General features: G+C 62.4%; 20 protein-coding genes and 1 pseudogene. 16 read left to right on the top strand and 5 right to left on the bottom strand.

Translation table 11 applies throughout. The features are described from left to right. Window positions 1-16: 16 nt before the first annotated feature. Entirely contained in the window at window positions 17-898 is an 882-nt protein-coding gene (locus NKJ28_RS04735; RefSeq protein WP_352634331.1) for a LysR family transcriptional regulator, read from the bottom strand. A gap of 378 nt (window positions 899-1,276) precedes the next feature. On the opposite strand from NKJ28_RS04735, the gene NKJ28_RS04730 reads away from it, so the two are divergent. The 3 genes from NKJ28_RS04730 to NKJ28_RS04720 all read left to right on the top strand — a co-directional run bounded on the left by NKJ28_RS04730 (window position 1,277) and on the right by NKJ28_RS04720 (window position 3,878). Continuing rightward, window positions 1,277-2,773, top strand: coding sequence for a CoA-acylating methylmalonate-semialdehyde dehydrogenase (locus NKJ28_RS04730; RefSeq protein WP_352471248.1), 1,497 nt, complete (start codon window positions 1,277-1,279; stop codon window positions 2,771-2,773). Between the two features lie 190 nt (window positions 2,774-2,963). Then, window positions 2,964-3,260, top strand: a complete 297-nt coding sequence (locus NKJ28_RS04725; protein WP_023678058.1) for a hypothetical protein — start codon at window positions 2,964-2,966, stop codon at window positions 3,258-3,260. 303 nt (window positions 3,261-3,563) lie between these two features. After that, window positions 3,564-3,878, top strand: a complete 315-nt coding sequence (locus NKJ28_RS04720; protein ID WP_352569558.1) for a hypothetical protein — start codon at window positions 3,564-3,566, stop codon at window positions 3,876-3,878. Between the two features lie 13 nt (window positions 3,879-3,891). Here NKJ28_RS04720 and NKJ28_RS04715 read toward each other — a convergent pair whose 3' ends face one another. After that, complete coding sequence (locus NKJ28_RS04715; protein WP_502895519.1) at window positions 3,892-4,482, bottom strand: GntR family transcriptional regulator; 591 nt, start codon at window positions 4,480-4,482, stop codon at window positions 3,892-3,894. 166 nt (window positions 4,483-4,648) lie between these two features. Here NKJ28_RS04715 and NKJ28_RS04710 point away from each other — a divergent pair, with 166 nt between their 5' ends. From NKJ28_RS04710 to NKJ28_RS04650, 13 genes and pseudogenes are all read left to right on the top strand, one after another. Next, window positions 4,649-5,542 carry a dihydrodipicolinate synthase family protein gene (locus NKJ28_RS04710; RefSeq protein WP_352634260.1) on the top strand — a complete coding sequence of 298 codons (894 nt, stop codon included), beginning with the start codon at window positions 4,649-4,651 and terminating at the stop codon, window positions 5,540-5,542. A gap of 48 nt (window positions 5,543-5,590) precedes the next feature. After that, a complete protein-coding gene (locus NKJ28_RS04705; RefSeq protein ID WP_352569560.1) occupies window positions 5,591-6,841 on the top strand; it encodes an NAD(P)/FAD-dependent oxidoreductase in 1,251 nt (416 codons plus the stop codon). Between the two features lie 28 nt (window positions 6,842-6,869). After that, window positions 6,870-7,871, top strand: a complete 1,002-nt coding sequence (locus tag NKJ28_RS04700) for a 4-hydroxyproline epimerase (protein ID WP_352634258.1) — start codon at window positions 6,870-6,872, stop codon at window positions 7,869-7,871. A 333-nt stretch (window positions 7,872-8,204) separates the two neighbouring features. Then, the gene (locus NKJ28_RS04695; protein WP_023678052.1) at window positions 8,205-9,107 is read left to right on the top strand and encodes a branched-chain amino acid ABC transporter permease; all 903 of its coding nucleotides are present in this window, start codon (window positions 8,205-8,207) and stop codon (window positions 9,105-9,107) included. Window positions 9,108-9,111: 4 nt separating this feature from the next. After that, window positions 9,112-10,740, top strand: a complete 1,629-nt coding sequence (gene livM, locus NKJ28_RS04690) for a high-affinity branched-chain amino acid ABC transporter permease LivM (RefSeq protein ID WP_352574662.1) — start codon at window positions 9,112-9,114, stop codon at window positions 10,738-10,740. Next, window positions 10,740-11,900 (top strand): annotated as a pseudogene (locus tag NKJ28_RS04685) (ABC transporter ATP-binding protein); the annotation flags it as partial. The gene livM and the pseudogene NKJ28_RS04685, both read left to right, overlap by 1 nt. 8 nt (window positions 11,901-11,908) lie before the next feature. Then, window positions 11,909-12,637: an ABC transporter ATP-binding protein gene (locus tag NKJ28_RS04680; protein WP_352455032.1), complete on the top strand. Its 729-nt coding sequence runs from the start codon at window positions 11,909-11,911 to the stop codon at window positions 12,635-12,637. A gap of 19 nt (window positions 12,638-12,656) precedes the next feature. Beyond that, window positions 12,657-13,004 (top strand): DUF6867 family protein, encoded by a 348-nt coding sequence (locus tag NKJ28_RS04675; protein ID WP_023678048.1) that lies wholly within the window; start codon window positions 12,657-12,659, stop codon window positions 13,002-13,004. A gap of 138 nt (window positions 13,005-13,142) precedes the next feature. Further along, window positions 13,143-14,273: a branched-chain amino acid ABC transporter substrate-binding protein gene (locus tag NKJ28_RS04670; RefSeq protein WP_023678047.1), complete on the top strand. Its 1,131-nt coding sequence runs from the start codon at window positions 13,143-13,145 to the stop codon at window positions 14,271-14,273. A 231-nt stretch (window positions 14,274-14,504) separates the two neighbouring features. Further along, window positions 14,505-17,963 carry a pyruvate carboxylase gene (pyc, locus tag NKJ28_RS04665; protein ID WP_352634255.1) on the top strand — a complete coding sequence of 1,153 codons (3,459 nt, stop codon included), beginning with the start codon at window positions 14,505-14,507 and terminating at the stop codon, window positions 17,961-17,963. A gap of 161 nt (window positions 17,964-18,124) precedes the next feature. After that, window positions 18,125-18,385 (top strand): DUF2312 domain-containing protein, encoded by a 261-nt coding sequence (locus tag NKJ28_RS04660; RefSeq protein ID WP_023678045.1) that lies wholly within the window; start codon window positions 18,125-18,127, stop codon window positions 18,383-18,385. 61 nt (window positions 18,386-18,446) lie between these two features. Beyond that, complete coding sequence (locus NKJ28_RS04655) at window positions 18,447-18,887, top strand: hypothetical protein (protein ID WP_352634253.1); 441 nt, start codon at window positions 18,447-18,449, stop codon at window positions 18,885-18,887. A gap of 66 nt (window positions 18,888-18,953) precedes the next feature. After that, window positions 18,954-19,268, top strand: a complete 315-nt coding sequence (locus NKJ28_RS04650) for a hypothetical protein (protein ID WP_023678043.1) — start codon at window positions 18,954-18,956, stop codon at window positions 19,266-19,268. 3 nt (window positions 19,269-19,271) lie between these two features. On the opposite strand, the gene msrB is transcribed toward NKJ28_RS04650, so the two are convergent. From msrB to NKJ28_RS04635, 3 genes are all read right to left on the bottom strand, one after another. Then, window positions 19,272-19,676, bottom strand: a complete 405-nt coding sequence (gene msrB / locus NKJ28_RS04645) for a peptide-methionine (R)-S-oxide reductase MsrB (protein ID WP_352569565.1) — start codon at window positions 19,674-19,676, stop codon at window positions 19,272-19,274. A gap of 109 nt (window positions 19,677-19,785) precedes the next feature. Continuing rightward, window positions 19,786-20,607 carry an MBL fold metallo-hydrolase gene (locus NKJ28_RS04640; RefSeq protein ID WP_352590027.1) on the bottom strand — a complete coding sequence of 274 codons (822 nt, stop codon included), beginning with the start codon at window positions 20,605-20,607 and terminating at the stop codon, window positions 19,786-19,788. Next, window positions 20,608-21,798: a vWA domain-containing protein gene (locus NKJ28_RS04635; protein ID WP_352634250.1), complete on the bottom strand. Its 1,191-nt coding sequence runs from the start codon at window positions 21,796-21,798 to the stop codon at window positions 20,608-20,610. Window positions 21,799-21,804 lie beyond the last annotated feature (6 nt).

The raw sequence follows: 21,804 nt of genomic DNA, 5'->3' as shown, positions 1-21,804 counted from the left end.
CCAGCGGCCGGCAGGCTCACGCAAACAAACCCCTGTCCCGTTCGACGGCCTTGGTAATGAAGCTCGCGACGACCTGGACGCGGCGCAGCGGCCTGACCGATTCATGATAGACCAGCCAGTAGGCGCGGCGTATGGGTGCGACGATATCGAGAGGCACCAGCTCCGGCATCGAGCGGGCAACGAAGGTGTGCAGGATGCCGATGCCGGCGCCGGAACGCACTGCTTCGGCCTGGCCGAGCGCGGAGGAAATAGCGAAGCTGGTGCGCCAGTCGGGGCTGAATTCGGCCGCGTAGTCGAGCGAGCGACTGACGATCAGGTCCGGCACGTAGCCGATCAGCGTATGCTGGCCTAGCTCGGCGGCGGTTCCGGGCAGGCCATGGGTGTCGGCGTAGGCCCGCGACGCGAACAGGCCGAGCGTGTAGTCGACCAGCTTTCCCGCCACCAGGCGGCCTTCCGTCGGCCGTTCGACGGTGATGGCAATGTCGGCCTCGCGCCGGGACAAAGAGAAGGAGCGTGGCACCGGCACCAGCTGGATGGTGAGCTCACGGTGCAGAGCGGTCAGCGCGCCGAGGCGCCTGGCCAGGAAGGCGACGCCAAAGCCGTCCGGCGCGCCGATGCGCACGGTGCCCGAGACGTCGTCGCCTTCGCCTGAAACGGTCGAGCGCGCGGCGATCATGTCGCCCTCCATGCGTTCGGCAATCTCGAGGAAACGCCCGCCCGCCGGCGTCAGCTCGCTGCCGGTGGTAAGCCGGCGAAACAGTTTTGTCCTGAGCGCATCCTCGAGGGCGGCAATGCGGCGCGAGACGGTCGCGTGATTAAGCTCCAGCCGCCTGGCGGCGCCGAGGATCTGGCCGGCCCGCGCTACGGCAAGGAAGATACGGGCATCATCCCAGTTCATGAGGGTGGTCTTGGCGATAACGATCAAAACCGCGTTCCTTCGCGCCCCCCTCTGTCCTGCCGGACATCTCCCCCTCAAGGGGGGAGATTGGCAGTTCCGCCGCAGGCGTCTTTCTTGCCGCAGTGAAGATTTCCGAAGGCGGGCGTGACAGCCAATCTCCCTCCTTGAGGGGGAGATGTCCGGCAGGACAGAGGGGGGCGGTGAAGGAACTCAATCTCAATCCTTGCTGCTGGGGACCTGCATTCTTCCTATTTGCGAGAATTGATGCTCTGCCGTCAATCGCTATCTATTCTCCGCACAACGGTTGCGTTTTCGCTCGCGTTGCCATCGCTCCCGCAAAGGCGGACAATGCCTCATCACGAACCAGGGAGAGAGACCATGATCGAATACGGTCATTTCATCGGCGGCAAGCGCGTCGCCGGAACCAGCGGCCGCAAGCAGGACGTCATGCAGCCGATGGACGGCACGGTGCGCGGCACGGTGGCGCTGGCTTCGCAGGCGGAATTGCGCGCGGCGGTCGAAAACGCCAAGGCCGCACAGCCCGGCTGGGCGGCGACCAATCCGCAGCGACGCGTACGCGTCCTGATGCGGTTCCTCGAGCTGGTCGCCAAGGAGTATGACGCGCTGGCCGAGATATTGGCGCGCGAACACGGCAAGACCATCGCCGACGCCAAGGGCGACATCCAGCGCGGCCTCGAAGTGGTCGAGGTCTGCATCGGTGCGCCGCATATGATGAAGGGCGAGTTCACCGATGGCGCCGGCCCCGGCATCGACGTCTATTCGATGCGCCAGCCGCTCGGCGTCGTCGCCGGCATCACGCCGTTCAATTTTCCGGCGATGATCCCGTTGTGGAAGATCGCGCCGGCCATCGCCTGCGGCAATGCCTTCATTCTCAAGCCGTCCGAACGCGACCCGGGCGTGCCGATGCGCATTGCCGAACTGTTCATCGAGGCCGGTCTGCCGGCGGGCATCCTCAATGTCGTCAACGGCGACAAGGAAGTGGTCGACGCCATCCTCGACGATCCCGACATCAAGGCCATCGGTTTCGTAGGCTCGACACCGATCGCCCAGTACATCTATTCGCGCGGCTGCGCGGCCGGCAAGCGCGTGCAGTGCTTCGGCGGCGCCAAGAATCACATGATCATCATGCCGGATGCCGACATGGACCAGACCGTCGACGCGCTGATCGGCGCCGGCTACGGCTCGGCCGGCGAGCGCTGCATGGCGATCTCGGTGGCCGTCCCGGTCGGCAACGACACCGCCAACCGGCTGATGGAAAGACTGGTGCCGCGCGTCGAGAGCCTGAAGGTCGGTCCGTCGACGGATTCTTCCGCCGATTTCGGCCCGCTGGTCACGGCGCAGGCGCTGGAGCGGGTCAAGTCCTATGTCGACACCGGCGTCAAGGAAGGCGCCAAGCTGGTCGTCGACGGCCGCGGCTTTTCCATGCAGGGCTACGAGAACGGCTACTATATGGGCGGCTGCCTGTTCGACAATGTGACCGCCGACATGCGCATCTACAAGGAAGAGATCTTCGGGCCGGTGCTCTCGGTCGTTCGCGCACCGACCTACGAGAACGCCATCAAGCTCGCCAACGAGCACGAGATGGGCAATGGCGTCGCCATCTTCACCCGCGACGGCGACGCGGCGCGCGACTTCGCCTCGCGGGTTCAGGTCGGCATGGTCGGCATCAACGTGCCGATCCCGGTGCCGATCGCCTACTACACCTTCGGCGGCTGGAAGGCGTCCTCCTTCGGCGACCTCAACCAGCACGGGCCGGACGCGTTCCGCTTCTACACCAAGACCAAGACGGTGACGTCGCGCTGGCCGTCCGGTGTGAAGGACGGTGCCGAGTTCGTCATCCCGACGATGAACTGATCCAGATCGCAAACACTGAACGAGGCCTGGGCTCGGACCCGGGCCTTTTCGTTTGAACGTTAATGTGATGGAACCAAGAAGGCAGCAATCTTCTTAGGTTGCAGTCCTGCCGCGAAGGAGACGCTGGCAGATCAACCAACGGCGCTGGTGACGGCTCCGGGGGAAATGTCCGGCGCAAAGGAGGTGTCAGATGACACGTCTCATGGCGACTATAGCTTGCGCTGCGATGGCCCTTTCCGCCGTCCCGGCAATGGCTGCCGAGCAATGCGCGGCTCGCGCCGATATGGTCAAGGCGCTCGGCGAGAAGTTTCATGAAAACCCGAGCGCGGTCGGCGTCGTCAATCCGAATGTGGTGCTTGAAGTCTTCGTTTCCGACAAGGGCACCTGGACCATCCTCGCCAGCGACACAAAAGGTCAAAGCTGCGTGATTTCAGTCGGCGAAGGCTGGGAAAGCGCGATGACGACAGCGGCGCTGCCAGGCATCTGAACGATTTATCACGGGTCTGCGCGCCTCGGCATGGCCGCGCGGCCTGTGGCCCATTCTTTCGGCGACAACCGTAAAACGGATCTGCAGGCGCCCGCTTGGGCGCCTGCTTGCGCTTTTCCATTGCCGATACCATATATCGAGAACATAATGGGAACATCTGGAATCGTTCCCACCAATGGCAGACCGGAACACAGAAAGGAACGACGCGATGATGATGACGTCGGAACCGGCCTGGATCGCTCCGGCAAAATGAGGCAATCAAACCCCTCCTTTGCCGGAACGTGATGGCAAAGGAGGTGCCCTATGGCACGCAAATCGCTGTTGAGATGGGTGAAAACCCTGGTTTTTGCTGGCGCATTGGCGGTGGGTACGAACACCGCAGGCGCGCAATATCAATACTGCGTTGAACATGGCGAGATCGTCGCCCATTTGAGCGAGAAGTTCCAGGAAAGGCAGTTTGCTTTGGGGCTGATCGGTCATGAGGCGGTCATGGAAGTCTTTGTCGCCGAGACCGGAACCTGGACCATCGTCGTCACCGATATCGCTGGCAGAAGCTGCATCGTCGCGGCCGGCGACAATTGGGAAAACGTGATGGCCCTGCCCGGCCAGGGCGCATGACGAAATGGCAGGCTCAGCGCGTAGCAGCCGCCTCGGCATGGCCGCGCAAAAGCGCCATCAGCCGCTTGGCGTCCTTGGCCGCGGCCTCTTCGTCGCCGGCGAGGATCGAACGGATCAGCGCGACATGATGCTCGGCCGATTCGGCCAATCCGGTATCGGCCTTGTAGCGGAACCAGAAGCGACGGCTGTGGGTTTGCAAGGGTGCCGCCAGGCGCGCGGCGAACGGGTTGTCGGCAGCCAGCGCCAGCGCCTCGTCGAGCGCCTTGTCGGCCTGGATGAAGTAGAACACATTTTCCGAAATCACTGCCTTTTGCATGGCAAGGGCAGCGTCATGGAACAGGTCGGCGGCCTCGCGGGTAACGAAGCGGGCGGCCGAGCGGGCAAGCACCACCTCGACGCCACGGCGGGCGTCGAGGACACGCAGCCAGTCGCCGGGGTGGAGCGGCGCGATGGCGATGCCGGCGCGCGGCCGGACCTCGAGCAGCCCCTCCCAGGCCAGCCGCTGGATTGCTTCGCGAACCGGGGTGCGGCCGAGGCCGAGCCTGTCGATCAGCGCCCCCTCGGTGATGAAGCTCGCCGGCGCCAGTTCGAGAGTTACGATCATGTGCTCGAGCCTGCGGTAGGCCTTCGCGGTCGCCGGCTCGGAGCCCGGTCTGTCATATACCAATGCGGCTTCTCCTGATATATTGTTGATATATCATATCAGATTCAATGTTGACAGCCGGCTTCTTAAGAAATATACGACTGATATATCAGATGGAGCGATCGACATGTGGGCCGGAGTCTTCCCCGCCGTTACGACCAAATTCACCGAGGAGGACGGCCTCGACCATGCCGAGATGGAGCGCTGCTTTGCGCTGCAGATGGAGGCCGGCTGTGACGGCATCATCGTCTGCGGGTCGCTCGGCGAAGGCCCGATGCTGTCGCACGACGAGAAGATCGCGGTGCTGAAGAACGCGCAGAAGATCGCCGGCAAGAAACCGGTGCTGTTGACGGTCAACGAGGCCGGTACACGCGAGGCGGCGGCGATCGCGCGCCGCGCCGCCAAGGCGGGCGCCAACGGTTTGATGGTGGTGCCGAGTCCGATCTACCATACCAATGCCGAAGAGACGGTCGCGGCACTCAGCGCCGTCGCCGCGGCCGGCGACCTGCCGGTGATGATCTACTCCAACCGGCTTGCCTACCGCGTCGACGTCACCGTCGACCAGATGGAGGAGTTGGCGAAGGACCAACGCTTCGTCGCCATAAAAGAGTCCTCCGACGACATCCGCCGCTCGACCGAGATCATCAACCGCCTCGGCGACCGCTACGACCTGTTCACCGGCGTAGACAATCTCGCCTTCGAGGCGCTGTCGGTCGGCGCCATCGGCTGGGTGGCGGGCCTGGTCACCGCGTTCCCGCGCGAGACGGTCGCCATCTACCAGCTGATGAGACAGGGCCGTCGCGAGGAGGCGCTGAAGATCTACCGCTGGTTCCGGCCGCTGCTCGACCTCGACGTCTCGACCTATCTGGTGCAGAACATCAAGCTCGCCGAAGTGTTGGCGATCAACACCAACGACCGCGTGCGCATGCCGCGCCAGCCATTGTCGGGCGAGCGGCGCAAGGCAGTCGAAAAGATCGTCAGGGATGCGCTGGCGGTGCGGCCAGAGCTGCCGACATTCTGATCCAGTCGCTTTGAAGGCATTTGCAGATGTGCAGCGCGGCGCATGGCAATGAATGATAATGCTACGCTCGATGTCGCCATCATTGGTGGCGGCATCATCGGCATCTGCGCCGCCGCCTTTCTGGCAGAGGCGGGCCAAAATGTCACGATCTTCGATCGGACGGGGATCTGTGAGGAAACCAGCTCCGGCAATGCCGCTGCCTTTGCCTTCTCCGATGTGCTGCCACTCGCCCACAAGGGCATGATCAAGCAGTTGCCGAAATGGCTCGCCGACCCGCTCGGCCCGCTCAGCATCCCACCCGCGTATCTGCCGAAGCTGCTGCCCTGGCTGGTCCGCTTCTGGCGCGCCGGCCGAAGCGACCGCTATGAAGCCGGCCTTGCCGCGCAGGCCGGGATGATGAAGCTCGCCGAGGCGGAATGGATGGGCTTGCTCGACCGTTCCGGCACACGGCCGATGCTGCATGAGGACGGCTCGCTCGAACTCTACGACAGCGAGGCCGAGTTCAAGGCCTCGCTGACCGGCTGGGCGGCAAGGCAGCGCTTCGGCATCGGCTTCAGCCATGTCGAGGGGAGCGCTCTCACAGCCCTGCAGCCCGGTCTGTCGCCGCGCTTCGTCAAGGGAACGTTCGTGCCGGGGTGGAAAACCGTTGCCGATCCCAAGCTGCTTGGAAAGGCCTTGTGGGCCTATGCCGAGAGGTTGGGCGCCGGGTTCGAAAGGGCCCGGATCGAGCGTGTCAAGGCGGGACAGGACGGCGCGATCTTGACCACGGCCGACGGCACGCGGCGACGGGCGAAGCACGTCGTCATCGCTGCCGGGGCCTGGTCGCATCTGCTGGCGAGACATCTCGGCGACGGAATCCCGCTGGAGACCGAGCGTGGCTACAACACGACGTTGCCGAAGACTGCCTTCGATGTAAGGCGGCAATTGATCTTCTCCGGGCATGGCTTCGTCATCACGCCGCTCGAGACGGGCCTGCGCGTCGGCGGCGCGGTCGAACTCGGCGGCCTTGAGCGGCCGCCCAATTATGCGCGCTCGAAAGCGCTGCTCGAAAAGGCGCAGAAATTCCTGCCGGGACTGGATCCGGCCAATGGACGCGAATGGATGGGGTTCCGGCCGTCGCTGCCGGATTCGCTGCCGGTGATCGGGCGGTCGCAACAAACGCCGTCGGTGGTGTATGGTTTCGGCCACGGTCACCTCGGCCTGACCCAGGCTGCGGCGACCGGGCGCTTGATCCGCGAGCTCGTTCTCGGGCAGAATCCATCGCTCGATCTCGGCCCGTTCAGCCCGCAACGGTTTTGAGTTCGAAGACATTCAGTTGGGAGCCGGCATGGCCAAGAATTCCTTCTTCTGCATAGACGGCCACACCTGCGGCAATCCGGTGCGGCTGGTCGCCGGCGGTGGGCCTTTGCTCAAGGGCTCAACGATGATGGAGCGGCGAGCGCATTTCCTGGCCGAATATGACTGGATCCGCACCGGGCTGATGTTCGAGCCGCGCGGCCATGACGTGATGTCCGGCTCGATCCTCTATCCGCCGACGCGTGAAGATTGCGACATCGCCATCCTGTTCATCGAAACCTCGGGCTGCTTGCCGATGTGCGGCCACGGCACCATCGGCACGGTAACTTTTGCCGTCGAGCATGGGCTGATCAAGCCGAAGACACCGGGCGTGCTCAGGCTGGATACGCCGGCGGGCGTGGTCGTAGCGGAGTACAGCCAAGTCGGCGACTATGTCGAGGAGGTGCGCATCACCAATGTGCCTTCCTTCCTCTATGCCGAGGCACTGACGGTCGAATGCCCCGGGCTCGGCGAGATCAGCGTCGATGTCGCCTATGGCGGCAATTTCTACGCCATCGTCGAACCGCAAAAGACCTATCGCGACATGGCCGACCATTCGGCCGGCGAACTGATCGCCTGGAGCCCGGTGGTGCGGCAGCGGCTCAACGAAAAATATACCTTCGTGCATCCGGAGAATCCCGGCATCAATACGCTGTCGCACATATTGTGGACCGGCGCGCCGACCAACCCGCAAGCCGATGCCCGCAACGCCGTCTTCTACGGCGACAAGGCAATCGACCGGTCGCCCTGCGGCACCGGCACCTCGGCGCGTATGGCGCAGCTTCACGCCAAGGGCAAGCTTGGGGTCGGCGACGACTTCGTCCACGAATCGATCATTGGTTCGCTGTTCAAGGGCAGGGTCGAGGAAGAGGTCACCGTCGCCGGCAAGCCGGCAATCATTCCGTCGATCGGCGGCTGGGCACGAATGACCGGATTGAACACGATCTTCATCTACGACCGCGACCCGTTCGCGCACGGCTTCGTCGTCAAATAGAAAAAACACTGACGCAAGGGAAAGAGAGAGCGCAAGCGGATTGACGTCAACGGCGCAACGATCCCGCTCATCAACTTATTTTGACGGCGATTTCTTCGAAATGGAGCGCATGCTGCGATTGAATCGTCAAAGACATTGCGTTAGGCCAATGGTAGGGTCCGCGATGGTCCAGGGGGCGGACGGGAACAAAACGGGCAATCGAACGGCGTGCGGCGAAAACACGCATAATGATCGAAAAATCACGTTGCAATCCGGGCTCGAAACTTTACGACTAGGGGAAATACGAAAAGGAATGCGTCTGCATGGGCGACATTCCAGGGGAGCCACGACAGCATGCAGTATTTTGTCCAGCAGCTTATCAATGGGCTGACGCTGGGATCGATCTATGGGCTGATCGCGATCGGCTATACGATGGTCTACGGCATCATCGGCATGATCAATTTCGCCCATGGCGACATTTTCATGATCGGCGCTTTCACCGCGCTCATCGTTTTCCTTATCCTCGGTGCGTTGTTCTATTCGCTGCCGATCGTCGTTGCGCTGCTGATCATGATGATCGTCGCAATGCTGCTGACCAGCCTGTATAATTGGACGATCGAGAAGGTGGCCTACCGGCCTTTGCGCGGTTCATTCCGGCTGGCGCCGCTGATCACCGCGATTGGCATGTCGATTGCGCTGTCCAATTTCGTCCAGGTGACCCAAGGGCCGCGCAACAAGCCGGTCCCGCCAATGGTGTCCAAGGTCTACAACATCGAAGGCATCAGCGTCTCGCTGAAGCAGATCATCATCGTCCTGGTCACCATAGTCCTGCTGGCGCTGTTCTGGTACCTGGTCAACAAGACCTCGCTCGGCCGGGCGCAGCGCGCCTGCGAGCAGGACCGCAAGATGGCCGCACTGCTTGGCATCGACGTCGACCGCACCATCTCGATCACCTTCATCATGGGCGCCGCCCTTGCCGCCGTCGCCGGCACGTTGTTCCTGATGTACTACGGTGTGGTGGTGTTTTCCGACGGCTTTACGCCCGGTGTGAAGGCATTTACTGCCGCGGTGCTCGGCGGCATCGGCTCACTGCCCGGCGCCGTGCTCGGCGGGCTGATGATCGGCTTCATCGAGAGCATGTGGTCGGCTTATTTCTCGATCGACTACAAGGATGTCGCGGCGTTCTCGATCCTGGCGATCGTACTGATCTTCCTCCCTTCCGGCATTCTCGGCCGGCCAGAAGTCGAAAAGGTCTGAGATCATGGCGGTTACCGTGTCTCCGGAAAGCACCGTCGTCGCCACCCCGGTCCAGCGCGCCTTTCGCGAAGCGCTCTATGCCGGCGCCATTTCGCTTGGCCTGTTCGTGCTGTTCATCGGCCTGAAGACCGACCAGAACATCTCCAACGAACTGATCCTGGTGCAGCGCTGGGGCTTGCTCGCCGGCGTCGTGATCGCCACCATGGCCGGACGCTTCCTTTACGTCGCCTATGGCCAACCCTTCCTGGCGAACCAGAAGATCGTCGACGTCGCCACCGGCCTGCTGCCGGTCAGCCTGGCTTCGCGATTCTTCCGCTTTCCCGCGTTCATCGTGGCGCTCGCCGTCGCCGTTATTCTGCTCGCACTCAGCGGCTTTCTGACCGAGGCCTTAGGGCCGGAACTTTCCGATTTCGTGCGGTTCGTGCGGGCGCTTGCAATCATCTATGCGCTGGCCTGGCTGATTTATCATTTCCGGGCCTTCATTCATGCTCATTTCTCGGCATTGGGCATAACTGCACTGGCGCTCTACCCGATCGTGGTGGTGTTGGTGCTAGCGCTATATGCCGGGTCGATGGCCGCCGGTTTCCAGGGCTCGCTGAAATATGTCGACAATTACGGCATCCAGATCCTGATCTACGTGATGCTGGCCTGGGGGCTGAATATCGTTATCGGCTTGGCCGGCCTGCTCGATCTCGGCTATGTCGCCTTCTACGCCGTCGGTGCCTACGCCTATGCGCTGCTCGGCACGCATTTTGGCCTCTCCTTCTGGATCCTGCTGCCCGCCGCCGGCCTAATGGCTGCGTTTTGGGGGGTGATGCTAGGCTTCCCGGTGCTGCGCTTGCGCGGTGACTATCTGGCGATCGTGACGCTCGCCTTCGGCGAAATCATAAGGCTGGTGATCATCAACTGGCGCGAGGTGACCAACGGCTCGGCCGGGATTTCCGGCATCCCGAAGGTCTCTTTCTTCGGCCTGATGTCGTTCAACGTCTCCGATCCGAACTACATCTCGAAGGTGCTCGGCATCGCCCAATCGGGTGCCTACTACAAGATATTCCTCTACTATTTGATCCTCGGGCTCTGCCTGCTGACGGCCTTCGTCACCGTGAGGCTCAGGCGGATGCCGGTCGGCCGTGCCTGGGAAGCGCTGCGCGAGGACGAGATCGCCTGCCGTTCGCTCGGCATCAACACCACCACCACCAAGCTCACCGCCTTTGCCACGGGCGCGATGTTCGGCGGCTTCGCCGGCTCGTTCTTTGCCGCGCGGCAAGGCTTCGTCAGCCCGGAATCCTTCGTCTTCCTGGAATCGGCGATCATCCTCGCCATCGTCGTGCTTGGCGGCATGGGCTCGCTGGTCGGCATTGCCGTCGCCGCCATGGTGATGATCGGCGGCACCGAAGTCCTGCGCGAACTGGATTTCCTCAAGACCGGCCTCAGGTGGGGCAACACTACGGTCATACCCGGTTTCGGGTCCGGCTTCACGCCGGAACTGTATCGCATGCTGCTGTTCGGCATGGCGATGGTCATCGTCATGCTGTGGAAGCCGCGCGGCTTCGTCGGCAGCCGCGAGCCGACAGCTTTCCTCAAGGTGCGCAGGGCGGTGTCCGGGTCCTTCACCAAGGAGGGACACGGCTGATGAACGCGAGCCCCTCCATGAACAATGCCATCCTGCAGGTCGAGCATCTGTCGATGAAGTTCGGCGGTCTCGTCGCCATCGGCGACCTTTCCTTCCAGGCCAAGCGCGGCGAGATCACCGCGCTGATCGGTCCCAACGGCGCCGGCAAGACCACCGTGTTCAATTGCATCACCGGTTTCTACAAACCGTCGGAAGGCATGATCACGCTCAACCGGCGCGACGGCTCGACGTTCCTGCTCGAACGCTTGCCCAACCATGAGATCCCGGCGCGCGCCAAGGTGGCGCGCACCTTTCAGAACATCCGCCTGTTCTCGGGCATGACGCTGCTGGAGAACCTTCTCGTCGCCCAGCACAACAAGCTGATGAAGGCCTCCGGTTACACCATTCTCGGCCTGTTCGGCTTTAGCGGCTACAGACAGGCCTCGGCGGAATCGGTTGAACTGGCCGAGCACTGGCTGGAGAAGGCCGATCTTGTCGACCGCGCCGACGATCCGGCCGGCGATCTGCCCTATGGCGCGCAGCGGCGGCTCGAAATCGCTCGCGCCATGTGCACCGGGCCTGAGCTTCTGTGCCTCGACGAGCCGGCCGCTGGTCTCAATCCGAAAGAATCGGCGGGGCTCAATGCGCTGCTGATGGACATCAAGGACAACACCGGCACGTCGATCCTTTTGATCGAGCACGACATGGCGGTGGTGATGCAGATTTCCGATCACGTCGTGGTGCTCGAATACGGGCGCAAAATCTCGGACGGCAACCCGCAATCGGTGCGAACCGACCCGCGCGTCATCGCCGCCTATCTTGGCGTCGACGACGAGGAGGTCGAGACGGTGCTCACCGAAGTCGGCGACGAAGATGTCATCGAGCAATTGGATACGGGCCCGGATGCCGCCCACGGCCCAGGCACATCGTCTTCCTATCTCGCCGGACCGGTTGCCGACACGGTCGGCCACAGCGAGGGCGAGCGCGTCACCGTGTCGAAAGGTGCCTCGAAAGCCGGGCAGTTCGATGCGAGGTCGAGTGCCGCAGCAAGCAAGGCGGCAGCGCAGGCCAAAGCCAAACCGACGGCGAAATCTTCTGCCGCGAAATCCTCTGCAGCAAAGCCGGCCACCAAGGCTCCGGTGAAGCCGAAGACGCCGCGCGTCTCCAATCGGCGCGGAGGGCGCAAGTGATGGCCGGCACAACGCTGCTCGATATCAAGGGCGTTCAGACCTACTACGGCAACATCAGGGCGCTGAACGGTGTCGACGTCACCGTCAGGCAAGGTGAGATCGTAGCGCTGATCGGTGCCAACGGCGCCGGCAAGTCGACGCTGATGATGACCATCTTCGGTGCTCCCCGCGCCCGCGCGGGTACCATCACATTCGCCGGTACCGACATCACCCAACTGCCGACCCACGAGATCGCGCGCATGCGCATCGCCCAGTCGCCGGAAGGGCGCCGCATTTTCCCGCGCATGACGGTGATGGAAAACCTGCAAATGGGCGCCAGCCTCGACAACCTTGAGCATTATGACGAGGACGTCGAGAAGGTGTTCACGCTGTTTCCACGCCTGAAGGAACGCATTGCCCAGCGTGGCGGCACGCTGTCCGGCGGCGAGCAGCAGATGCTGTCGATCGGGCGCGCGCTGATGGCACGGCCGAAGCTGCTTTTGCTCGACGAGCCGTCGCTCGGCCTGGCGCCGCTGATCGTCAAGCAGATATTCGACGCAATCCGCGAGCTGAACCGGACTCAAGGCCTGACCGTGTTCCTGGTCGAGCAGAACGCCTTCGGCGCGCTGAAACTCGCCACGCGCGGCTATGTCATGGTCAACGGCAATGTGACGATGAGCGGCACCGGCAAGGAGTTGCTCGCCAATCCGGAAGTGCGCGCCGCCTATCTCGAAGGCGGCCATCACTGAGTTTCAGGAGGCATCAATCATGCAGGGCATTCTCTATGAGGAACCCTCGATCTGGCAGTTCTTCTTCGTCACCTGCCTGCTCGGCGGCTGGGCGGCGTGGATGACGGGCAAGGCGTGTGCGCAGACGTGGCGCAGCTTCGCCCAGTTGTTCGCCTTCATGCTGGGGCTCGGCATCGGCATAAGGTTCATTCATCACGCGCTGTTCGGCGGAACGATGTTCTCGCTGCATTACTACATCGTCGATACCATTGTGCTGATGATCTTGGGCTTCATCGGCTACCAATACACGCGCACCAACCAGATGGTAACGCAGTATAATTGGCTTTACGAAAGAGCCTCTCTTTTGAGCTGGAAACCAAAAGGTTGACATTTATCATTAACGGCGTTTCAGGGATGAATCGGCGTGACAAGTGCCTGAAAATCGGCAAAGTACTCTTTCTGCGAGCAAGAGTGGGCATCGCATGAAAGCAACATCCACGCCCACTCGGTAAATGGGAGCGTTTCAATGAAAAAGTCACTTTTGTCCGCCGTCGCCCTGACCGCGCTTGTCGCGTTCAGCGGCAACGCGTGGGCTGACATCCTGATCGGCGTTGCCGGTCCGATCACCGGTCCGAACGCAGCGTTCGGCGCCCAGCTTCAGAAGGGTGCCGAACAGGCAGTCGCCGATATCAATGCGGCCGGCGGCGTTCTTGGCCAGCAGCTCAAGCTTGAAGTCGGCGACGACGTCTCCGATCCCAAGCAAGGCATCTCGGTCGCCAACAAGTTCGTCGCCGACGGCGTCAAGTATGTCGATGGCCACTTCAACTCCGGCGTCTCGATCCCGGCGTCGGAAGTCTACGCCGAGAACGGCATCCTTGAGATCACGCCGGCCGCGACCAATCCGAAGTTGACGGAACGTGGCATGTGGAACACCTTCCGCACCTGCGGACGCGACGATCAGCAGGGCAAGGTCGCTGGCGACTATCTCGCCGCGAACTTCAAGGATGCCAAGATCGCTGTCATCCATGACAAGACGCCTTATGGCCAGGGCCTCGCCGACGAAACCAAGAAGGCGCTCGCAGCCAACGGCGTGACTGAGGCCATGTATGAAGGCATCAATGTCGGCGACAAGGATTTCTCGGCCCTCATCGCCAAGATGAAGGACGCGGGCGTCTCGGTCGTATACTATGGCGGCCTGCACACCGAAGCCGGCCTGATCATTCGCCAGCTCGCTGACCAGGGCCTCAAGGCAACCTTCATGTCCGGCGACGGCATCGTGTCGAACGAATTGGCCTCCATCGCCGGCGACGCCGTCGAGGGCACGCTGATGACGTTCGCTCCGGATCCGCGCAAGAATCCGAACGCCAAGGAACTCGTCGAGAAGTTCCGTGCGGCCGGCTTCGAGCCCGAGGCCTATACCCTCTACTCCTACGCGGCGATGGAAATCATCGCGGCGGCCATCACCAAGACCGGTTCAGCCGATGACGCTCAGAAGGTAGCCGAAACCATCAAGTCGGCCGGCCCCTGGAAGACCGCGATCGGCGAGATCGGCTATGATGCGAAAGGCGACATCACCCGTCCGGATTACGTGATGTACACCTGGAAGAAGGGTGACGACGGCAAGTACACCTATGTCGAGAACGCACCCGGCAAATAACCGGACGTTGCTACATGAGAATGCCCGGCGCCTCGCGCCGGGCATTTTTCATGAGAGTTCCTGAAAGCCTGGATCGGAACTGCCCAGGCGTTCTTCGGATCGACACGCAATGTGTCAGCGCGATAGATCAAATTAAATCGGTTTAATCCTCTTTTCGATTTTGTTTGCACTGCAGCATTTTCGCGCTAATCATGTCCGGCAGTTCCCTTCCCCGCGTCCGGAGCCCTGTCCTTGGCAATCTCGAAGATCCTTGTCGCCAACCGCTCCGAAATAGCCATCCGCGTCTTCCGCGCGGCAAACGAGCTCGGCCTCAAAACCGTGGCGATCTGGGCAGAGGAGGACAAATACTCCCTGCATCGCTTTAAGGCCGACGAAAGCTACCAGGTCGGGCGCGGGCCGCATTTGGCCAGGGATATGGGGCCGATCGAAAGCTATCTGTCGATCGAGGAGGTTATCCGCGTCGCCAGGCTGTCGGGCGCCGATGCCATACATCCAGGGTACGGCCTGCTGTCGGAAAGCCCGGAATTCGCCGAAGCCTGCGCCAAGGCCGGCATCATCTTCATCGGGCCAAAGCCGGATACGATGCGCAGGCTGGGCAACAAGGTCGCCGCCCGCAATCTCGCAATCGAAGTCGGTGTGCCGGTAATTCCCGCTACCGATCCCTTGCCGGACGACATGGCGGCGGTAAAGGAACTCGCCAAGACGATCGGCTACCCGGTGATGCTCAAGGCGTCCTGGGGCGGCGGCGGCCGCGGCATGCGCGCCATCCGCTCCGAGGCCGATCTCGCGCGCGAGGTGATGGAAGGCAAGCGTGAGGCGAAGGCGGCTTTCGGCAAGGACGAGGTCTATCTCGAAAAGCTGATCGAGCGTGCGCGCCATGTCGAGGTGCAGGTGCTGGGCGACACACATGGCAACGCCGTGCACCTGTTCGAGCGCGATTGTTCGATCCAGCGCCGCAACCAGAAAGTGGTCGAGCGGGCGCCGGCGCCCTACCTCGAAATGTCACAGCGCGAGGAGCTTTGCGGCTACGCGCTGAGGATCGCGCGCGAGACCAGCTATATCGGCGCCGGCACAGTCGAGTTCCTGCAGGATGCCGATACCGAAAAATTCTATTTCATCGAGGTCAATCCGCGCATTCAGGTCGAGCACACCGTCACCGAACAGGTGACCGGCATCGACATCGTCAAGGCGCAGATCCACATCCTCGACGGCTTTGCCATCGGCACGGCGGATTCGGGCGTGCCGGCGCAGAAGGACATCAGGCTCAACGGCCATGCATTGCAGTGCCGCATCACCACGGAAGATCCCGAGCACAATTTCATCCCCGACTATGGCCGCATCACCGCCTATCGCGGTGCCACCGGCTTCGGTATCCGCCTTGATGGCGGCACCGCCTATTCGGGCGCGGTCATCACCCGTTTCTACGATCCGCTGCTGGAAAAGGTAACGGCTTGGGCGCCGACGCCGGCCGAGACCATCGCCCGCATGAACCGGGCGCTGCGGGAATTCCGCATCCGCGGCGTGGCGACCAACCTCACGTTCCTCGAGGCGATCATCAATCACTCGAGCTTCGCCGACAATTCCTACACCACCAAGTTCATCGACACGACGCCGGAACTGTTCGCCAGTGTGAAGCGGCAGGACCGCGCGACCAAGCTGCTCAACTACCTTGCCGACGTTTCGGTCAATGGTCATCCCGAGACGCGCGGCCGGCCGCAGCCAAAGGCCGATGCGGCGCCACCGGTGGTGCCATATCTCAACGGCAATGTGCCTCAAGGCAGCAAGCAGAAGCTCGACGTGCTCGGGCCGGAGAAATTCGCCGCGTGGATGCGCGAGCAAAGAGAGGTGCTGGTCACCGACACGACAATGCGCGACGGGCATCAGTCGCTGCTCGCCACAAGGGTACGCACCTATGACATCGCCGGCATTGCCGGCACTTATGCGCGCGCGCTGCCACAGCTTTTGTCGCTCGAATGCTGGGGCGGCGCCACATTCGACGTCGCCATGCGCTTTCTCACCGAAGACCCATGGGAGCGGCTGTCGCTGGTGCGCGAGGCAGCACCCAACCTTGTGCTGCAGATGCTCCTGCGCGGTGCCAACGGCGTTGGCTATACCAACTATCCCGACAATGTCGTCCAGCATTTCGTCCGCCAGGCCGCTGCCGGCGGCATCGACCTGTTCCGGGTCTTCGACTGCCTGAACTGGGTCGAGAACATGCGCGTGGCCATGGATGCGGTCGGCGCCGAGGGCAGACTGATCGAAGCGGCGATCTGTTATACCGGCGACATACTCGATCCGGCGCGGGCCAAATACGATCTGAAATACTATGTCGGCCTGGCCAGGGAATTGCAGGCGGCAGGCGCCCATATCATCGCTGTCAAGGACATGGCTGGGCTTCTAAAGCCGAGCGCTGCCCGCGTGCTGTTCAAGGCACTGCGCGAGGCGACGGACCTGCCGATCCACTTCCACACCCACGACACATCCGGCCTGTCGGCGGCAACCGTGCTGGCGGCGGTGGAGAGCGGCGTCGACGCCATCGACGCGGCGATGGATTCGCTGTCCGGCAACACCTCGCAGCCGTGCCTCGGTTCGATCGTGGAGGCGCTGAAGGGCACCGAGCGCGATCCAGGCCTCGACCCGCAGTGGATCAGGAACATCTCGTTCTACTGGGAGGCGGTGCGCAACCAGTATTCAGCCTTCGAAAGCGACCTGAAGGGGCCGGCATCGGAGGTCTATTTGCACGAAATGCCGGGCGGTCAGTTCACCAACCTCAAGGAACAGGCGCGCTCGCTCGGGCTGGAGACACGCTGGCACGAAGTGGCGCAGACCTATCACGACGTCAATCTGATGTTCGGCGACATCGTCAAGGTGACGCCGTCGTCCAAGGTCGTCGGCGACATGGCGCTGATGATGGTGAGCCAGGACCTGACCGTCGCCGACGTCGAGAATCCGGCGAGGGACATCGCCTTCCCGGATTCGGTGGTGTCGATGTTGCGCGGCGATCTCGGCCAGTCGCCGGGCGGCTGGCCAAAGCCATTGCAGAAGAAGGTGCTGAAGGGCGAAAAGCCGATCACGGTGCGGCCGGGTTCGCTGCTCAAACCGGCGGACCTCAAGGCCAGTCGCACGGAGGTCGAGGAAAAGCTCGAGCGCAAGCTCAGTGAGTTCGAGTTCGCGTCGTGGCTGATGTATCCGAAGGTGTTTTCCGATTTTGCCGCCGCGCAGGAGACCTACGGGCCGGTCAGCGTGCTGCCGACGCCGACCTATTTCTACGGCATGAAGCCGGAAGACGAGATTTTCGTCGACATCGAAAAAGGCAAGACGCTGGTGGTGCGCTGCCTTGCCATGGGCGATGTCGACGAAAAGGGCATGGTCACCGTGTTCTTCGAGCTCAACGGGCAGCCGCGCCGGGTGAAGGTGCCGGACCGGGCGCATGGCGCCTCCGCCGCCAAGGCACGGCGCAAGGCGGAGCCGGGCAATGAGGCGCATGTCGGCGCGCCGATGCCTGGCGTCGTCTCGGCGCTTTCGGTGGCTGCCGGCCAGCCGGTGAAGGCGGGTGACGTGCTGCTGTCGATCGAAGCGATGAAGATGGAAACGGCGCTGCATGCCGAACGCGACGGCACCATAGCCGAGGTGCTGGTCAAGGCCGGCGACCAGATCGATGCCAAGGATCTGCTGATCGCGTTCGGGTGAAATAGGCCGGCATCAGACAGCCTTGTCGGCGCCTGGCAGCAACCCTTCATGCCGCATCGATAGCACCTTGACCCGCCGCGCCCGGTCGGGCATCGAACCGCTGCAATTCGCCGCTCGGGTCACCCCGAGTCGCGGTGAGAAAACGACGCGGAGAGAAGACTATGGCCGACGACATCATCGAGACCAGCCAGACTGTTGCCGCCGGCCAGCTGCGCGCCTTCATCGAACGCATCGAGCGGCTCGAGGAAGAGAAAAAGACGATTGCCGACGACATCAAGGAAGTGTTCGCAGAGGCCAAGGGCACCGGCTTCGACACCAAGGCGATGCGGTCGATTATCCGGCTGCGCAAGAAGGACCAGGCCGAGCGGCAGGAAGAGGAATCCATCCTCGATCTGTACAAGGCTGCGCTCGGCATGGTGTAAAGGCCGGCCTCGGCGCCGGAGACGATCGCGGGAGAAGCGGTTCTGACCATGGATTCCAGCCATGAGCGAATTCGATTTTGGCGCCCGCCGCGCCTCTGAATTCCGCCAACGCAGCTTCTGGACGCTGTTCGCGGAACGGCATCCGGATGAAAGGGCTCTGCTGGCGAGGCGCGGACCGTGGTTCTGGCAGCGTGGGCTGCCCGATTTCGCATTGGTCCTTTCCATGTACGTCGCGCCTGCGCAGAATCATGTCGGCGTCTTCTTCGGCCGCAACGAGAAGTTCGGTGCCACGCAAGCCTGGTCGCCGTTGAAGCCGTTCCAGCCGGCCATCGAAGACAGGCTGAAGCTCAGGCCAGAACAAAGTTGCGACGGCCTCGGCATCAATTCGATGTGGCGGGTGAATTGTCTTGCCGAAGACAATTGGCCGGCGATGACCGACTGGCTGGTGACGGAAGCCTCGCGTTTCGAGCGCGCGATTGCCGAAGTTCTGGGTCGGGAATAAAGCAGGGTTTCCAGACGCAATCCTTAGAATCGCTCTGGTGAGCAGAGCGAGGGAGCCGGTCGATCGATGACGATCATGTCGCGCGTTGCCGCCTTCTTCCGCTCACGCTGGTTCGGCGGCGTGCCGCTCGATCGGCTGTTCTGGCGCGACCTGGTCGTTGTCGGCACAGCGATCAACGTCGCGTCGTCGGTGGCGGCACTCATTCTGCTCGGGCTGAAGCTGCCGCTTGCGCTAGTCCTGGCGGTGCATTTCGCGCCGGTGCCCTACAATATCTTCCTGACCTTTGCCGTTTGGCGAACTGCCGGAAAATCGAGTGGCGTCATGGCCTCGCTGATGACGCTTGGCGCCACGTTGTGGCTGATCCTGGTGGTTGTGGCCTGACGATCAGGCGGCCGGATCGAATTTGAGCGCCACGCCGTTGATGCAATAGCGCAGACCGGTCGGCGGCGGGCCGTCGTCGAAGACATGGCCGAGATGGCTGCCGCAGCGGGCGCAATGGCACTCGGTGCGGACCATGCCATAGCTGCGGTCGACGGTGGTCTCGAGCGAACCCGGCACTGGGTCGTTGAAGCTCGGCCAACCGGTGCCGCTCTCGAATTTCAGCTTGGATTCAAACAAGGGCTGGTCGCAGCCGACGCAGGAGAAGGTGCCGGCGCGCTTCTCGTGCAGCAGGGCGCAGCTTCCCGGCCGCTCGGTGCCGTGGTTGCGCATCACCGCATATTGCTCGGGCGTCAGCCGGGCGCGCCATTCGGCATCGGTGCGGGTAACGGGGTAGGTGTGGCTGTCCATTTTTTCCTCTTAGCTTATCTCGCTATTTGGGTTGCCTTCCCAACTTCGCCTGAAATAGGCATTTGTTACGGCGTTTGCCCGTATTTCCTATCCCGTTGCAAAGAATTCCTCAGGCGATGGCCGCGAGATAGCGCGCAACCGATGCTGAAAATGCCGCCTTTGCATCTCCGATGACGTTCTGGTTCCACCATGCGCCGTAGATATGGTCGAACGCGAAAGGCTCCAGCGCGGCCTTGATGCCGTGCACCTTCGTCGCGTTGAGCGGGATATAGTTCGGATAGCTGTACATGAAGCTGACATGACGGCGGGTCGGCGTCACCTGCAGGATGTCGCCGGCCAGGATGGCATTGCCGGCATCGCGCTTCCAGTGCAGCACCTGGCCACCGGCAAAGTGGCCGCCGCAGCGGATGAGCGTCAGCGACGGGTTTATGGCGCGCATCTCGCCCTCCCAACTGATGATTGCCGGATGCGGCCGCATGATCCACTGACGATCATCGGCGTGCAGATAAATCGGCACGCCGCCAAACGCCGCGCTCCATTCGACCATTGCCGAATAATAATGGCAGTGCGAAATGGCGATGGCGGCCAGGCCGCCCCGGCGGTTGATCTCCGCCACCGCCTCGTCGCTGACCATCGAGATGCAGTCCCACAACACATTGCCGTGCGGCGTTTGCGCCAGCAATGCGCGCTGGCCGATAGCGAAGCGCGGCTCGATGCCGAAGGCGAGCACGCCGGCATCATCCTTGATCACGAGCCGATGGCCGGCGGCGAGCTCTTCCGGCGTGGTCCAGGCCTGGCCCTCCCAGCGCACATATTGCCGCTCGTCCTCGCAGATCGGGCAATGTCGCGGCGGCGTCGCTGTCGCCGCGAACTGGACACCGCATTGCAGGCAAAGGAAACAGGTCGACCGTCCTGTTTTGCGTGGATCCATTCAGTGCTTCCTTGAAAGTTGCTTCGTCGCGGCTTCGAGGCCGGCGAGCGTCAGCGGAAACATGCGGCCGCCAAAGATATCGCGGATCATGGCAATCGAATGGGTATAGCCCCAGTTCTTCGCGTCTTCCGGATTGAGCCAAATGGCGTTCGGCCATTGCTGCAGCAGCCTGCCGAGCCAGACGGCACCGGCCTCCTTGTTCCAATGCTCGACCGAGCCGCCGGGTTGGGCGATCTCATAGGGGCTCATCGAGGCGTCGCCGACGACGATCACCTTGTAGTCGGGGCCATATTTATGGAGGAGATCGAAGGTCGGAATCACCTCGGCATGGCGGCGGCGATTGTCCTTCCACACGCCTTCGTAGAGGCAGTTGTGGAAATAGAAATATTCGAGCTGGCGGAACTCGGCGCGGGCGGCCGAAAACAGCTCCTCGACGCTCCTGACATGGTCGTCCATCGAGCCGCCGACATCGAAGAACATCAGCAGCTTCACGGCATTGCGACGTTCGGGTTGTGTCTTAACGTCAAGATAACCGTGCTCGGCGGTGGCGTGGATGGTGCCGGGCAGGTCGAACTCCTCTTCGGCGCCTTCGCGCATCCAGCGGCGCAAGCGCTTCAGCGCGACCTTGATGTTGCGGGTGCCGAGTTCGACGGCATCGTCGAAATTCCTGAACTCGCGCCTGTCCCAGATTTTTACCGCGCGGCGGTTGCGGCTCTCGTGCTGGCCGATGCGCACGCCTTCGGGATTGTAGCCATAGGCGCCGAAGGGCGAGGTGCCGCCGGTGCCGATCCATTTCGAACCACCCTGATGTCGGCCCTTCTGCTCCTCCAGCCGCTTCTTCAGCGTCTCCATCAGCTTTTCGAAGCCGCCCAGCGCCTCGATCAGCTTCTTCTCCTCATCGGTCAGGTGCTTTTCGGCGAGCCTCCGCAGCCATTCCTCCGGGATGTTTGCGACATCGACCGGGTTTTTGCCAGCCTGCGCCTCGACACCTTTGAAGATGTGCGAAAAGACCTGGTCGAAGCGGTCGATGTGGCGCTCGTCCTTCACCAGAGCGGCGCGGGCGAGATAGTAAAAGCCCTCGACATCATAGTCGACCAGCCCGGCTTCCAGCCCCTCCAGCAGCGACAGATATTCGCGGAGCGAGACCGGAACCCGCGCTGCCTTCAGTTCGAGGAAGAAGGGGATGAACATCTCACC

It is taken from the genome of Mesorhizobium sp. M0145 (assembly GCF_040322355.1).
Lineage (GTDB): Bacteria > Pseudomonadota > Alphaproteobacteria > Rhizobiales > Rhizobiaceae > Mesorhizobium.
This window is presented reverse-complemented; position numbering and strand designations above follow the sequence as displayed.